Below are 2903 nucleotides of genomic sequence, written 5' to 3' on the forward strand. Positions count from 1 at the left end.
GGCGGGCGGGGCGACGGCGATGCTCGACGTCTCGGACGGGCTGCTGCGCGACGCCGGGCGCGTCGCCGCGGCGAGCGGCGTCGCCGTCGACCTCGACGCGGCGGCGCTGGCTCCCTACGCCGCGGACCTCGCGCCGGCGGCGGCCGCGCTCGGCGCCGGGGAGGAGGTCGCCCGCGGCTGGGTGCTCGGGGGCGGGGAGGACCACGGGCTGCTGGCGACGTTCCCGCCGGGGGCCGGGCTGCCCGACGGCTTCCGGGTCCTCGGGCGCGTGCTGCCCGCCGACGACGGGCGCCCGCGCGTGACCGTCGACGGCGCGCCGCCGCAGGCCGCCCCCGGCTGGGACCACTTCGGCGCGTGACGGCGCCCCGGGCCCGGCCGGTCAGCCGCGGCGGTAGCGCACCTCGGTGACGGGCGCGCCGCCGAGCTCGTCGATGCGCTCCACGCCGTCGGCCTGGAAGCCGTGGCGGCGGTAGAAGTGCTGCGCGCGCTGGTTCTCGGCGAGCACCCACAGCGTCATGGGCGTGCGCGCGGGCAGCTCGGCCAGCACGGTGCGCATGAGCTCGCGCGCGACGCCGCGTCCCCAGGCGCCCGGCTCCAGGTACATGGCGTAGAGCTCCTGGGTGCCGGGATCGGCGTCCTCGTCCAGCGAGGGGCCGAAGCTGGCGAAGCCGACCGTCCGGTCCGCGGACTCCGCGACGAGCACGCGGGTCTCGCGCGAGCTGTCCTGCCCGGAGATCACGGACTCCCAGCGCTGGGCGCGCACGGCTGGGTCGAGGCCCTCGAGGAACGCCTCCGGCAGGATGCTGGAGTAGGCGCTGCGCCACGAGGTCACGTCCACCTGGGCGATGGCGTGGGCGTCCGACGTCCTGGCGGGCCGGATCGTCACGCCGTCGAGATCCACCGTCATGGGCTTAGCGTGCCACCTGCAGGCCTGCCGACCAAGCGGTATTGGTGAATCCTTCACGAACTCTTGGCGCAAGAGCGGGGTCGCGCCGGGGCAGGACGCGACGAAGCCCGCCGGGGTGTCCCCGGCGGGCTTCGTGGTGGTGCTGAGGCAGAGCTGCGGGCGGGGCCCGTCAGCGCAGCGGGCTCACGCCTGGCGCGTGACCTTGCCCGCCTTGAGGCACGAGGTGCACACGTTGACGCGCTTCGGGGTGCCCGCGACCACGGCACGCACGCGCTGGATGTTCGGGTTCCAGCGGCGCTTGGTGCGGATGTGGGAGTGCGAGATGCTGTGCCCGAAGCCCGGGCCCTTGCCGCAGACGTCGCAGTTGGCAGCCACGGTGTCTCCTGAGTGTCGTGCACGTCCGGCTGCCGGGGCAGCGCTGACGTGGTGATGGAAAGGTCGGGGGCCCGGCTCTCACCGGGCAACCACGACAGGATACCTGACGCCCGGGACGGCCTCCAACGTGGGACCGGTCACCCCGACCCGCCGCTACCGTGGAGGTCAGCCGGACGAGAGCCGCCCGGGGACGAGGAGTCGCGCGTGACCGACGAGCTGCGAGCGGCCGTCGTGCGCGCCTGGGCCGCCCTGGCCGTCGGTGCCCTGGCGCGCGAGCGCGCCGCCATCGACCGGGTCAACGTCTTCCCGGTGGCCGACGGGGACACCGGCACGAACATGCACCTGACCCTCCGCGAGGGCGCCCGGGCGCTGGCCGGCGCGGCCGCCGACGCCGGCGGCCCCGCGCTGCTGCGCCGGATGGCGCGCGGGGCGCTGCTCGGCGCGCGGGGCAACTCCGGCGTCATCCTCAGCGAGTGGCTGCGCGGCCTGGCCGCGGCCGCCACGCACGGCGACGCCCTCGCCGTCGGGCTCGACCGCGCCGCGCGGACGGCGCGCGCGGCCGTCGCGCACCCCGAGCCGGGCACCATCCTCACGGCCGCCGACGTCGCGGCCGCCGCCGCCCGGCAGGCTGCCGCGTCCCCGGGGGCGGGGGCCGACGACGTGCTGGCGGCGGCCGTGCGCGGCGCGCGGGAGGCCGCGTCCTCGAGCGTCGCCACCCTGGCACCGCTGGCGCGGGCGGGCGTGCTCGACGCCGGGGCGTGCGGGCTCGTGCTGGTGCTCGACGCGCTCGCGGTGGCCCACCGCGCCGCCGCGGGCGCGCCCGCGGGCGCCGCGGTGTCGGTGGCGACGGCGATGATCCCTGTCGTGACCCCGACCGCGGCCGGCGCGGCGCCCGCGGCGCCGCCGGCCCCCGTGACGCTGGGCCTGGAGCTCGCCGGGTACGACCCGGACCCCGGCGCCCGGGTGCTGCCCGCGGACGTCACGGGAGAGGGAGTCACGGGAGAGGGACAGGTCCACGGGCACGGCGACGCCGAGGCCGACGAGCTCGAGGTGATGTTCGTGCTTCGCCGCGCCGCGGGCGCGCGCGACTTCGCCGACGGCGAGGTGGCCGAGGTGCTGCGGGCCGACCTCGGCCGGGTCGGCGGCTCGGTCGTGGTGGTCGGCGGCGCCGGCGAGGACGAGGACTCGGTCTGGCAGGCGCACGTGCACACCACCGACCTCGACGCGGCGCTCGGCGTGGCCCGGGCGTGGGCGCGCCGCGGGCACGTCGCGCCGGCCCACGTGCGCCACCTCGCCGTCCCCGCGGACGGCTGGGGCGTCGTGGCAGTCACGGGCGCGCCGGCGCTCGCTGCCGAGCTCGCGCGCGGCGGCGCCGTCGTGCTGGTGCCGCAGAGCGGCGCGGTGACGCCGGACGACGTCGCCCTGGCGGCGCTCGGCGCGGGCGGCCCCGTGCTCGTGCTGCCGGCCGGGGTCGACGCGGCGGCCGTGCGCGGGGCCGTGGCCCGGCGGGCGGACGCCGACGGACCGACGGAGGGCGGCGCGCCCGTCGTCGTGCCCGCGCCCACGGACGTCCACGTCGCGGTCGGCGTGGCGGCGCTGGCGGACGCGGCCGCCGCGGCCG

At 78.7% G+C, this 2903-nt stretch carries 3 protein-coding genes and 1 pseudogene; 2 read left to right on the forward strand and 2 right to left on the reverse strand.

What is annotated here, in order from left to right; genetic code table 11:
- Positions 1-358 (forward strand): annotated as a pseudogene (locus GSF02_RS18395) (thiamine-phosphate kinase); the annotation flags it as partial.
- A 21-nt stretch (positions 359-379) separates the two neighbouring features.
- Here the strand turns inward: GSF02_RS18395 and GSF02_RS18400 are convergent.
- Both GSF02_RS18400 and rpmB read right to left on the reverse strand, forming a co-directional pair.
- On the reverse strand, positions 380-907 hold the full coding sequence (locus tag GSF02_RS18400; protein WP_159798813.1) for a GNAT family N-acetyltransferase: 528 nt from the start codon (positions 905-907) through the stop codon (positions 380-382).
- Positions 908-1090: 183 nt separating this feature from the next.
- Positions 1091-1282: a 50S ribosomal protein L28 gene (rpmB, locus tag GSF02_RS18405; protein ID WP_069984843.1), complete on the reverse strand. Its 192-nt coding sequence runs from the start codon at positions 1280-1282 to the stop codon at positions 1091-1093.
- Positions 1283-1486: 204 nt separating this feature from the next.
- Here rpmB and GSF02_RS18410 point away from each other — a divergent pair.
- Positions 1487-2903 (forward strand): DAK2 domain-containing protein (locus GSF02_RS18410; protein WP_235915698.1); only part of this gene is annotated, 1417 nt, incomplete at its 3' end.

It is taken from the genome of Puerhibacterium puerhi, assembly GCF_009846865.1.
In the GTDB taxonomy this organism is placed as follows: domain Bacteria; phylum Actinomycetota; class Actinomycetes; order Actinomycetales; family Cellulomonadaceae; genus Puerhibacterium; species Puerhibacterium puerhi.

Excerpts from the sequence above, each read along its gene's own strand:
- GSF02_RS18400 (WP_159798813.1), bottom strand. The coding sequence starts at position 907 with ATGACGGTGGATCTCGACGGCGTGACGATCCGGCCCGCCAGGACGTCG.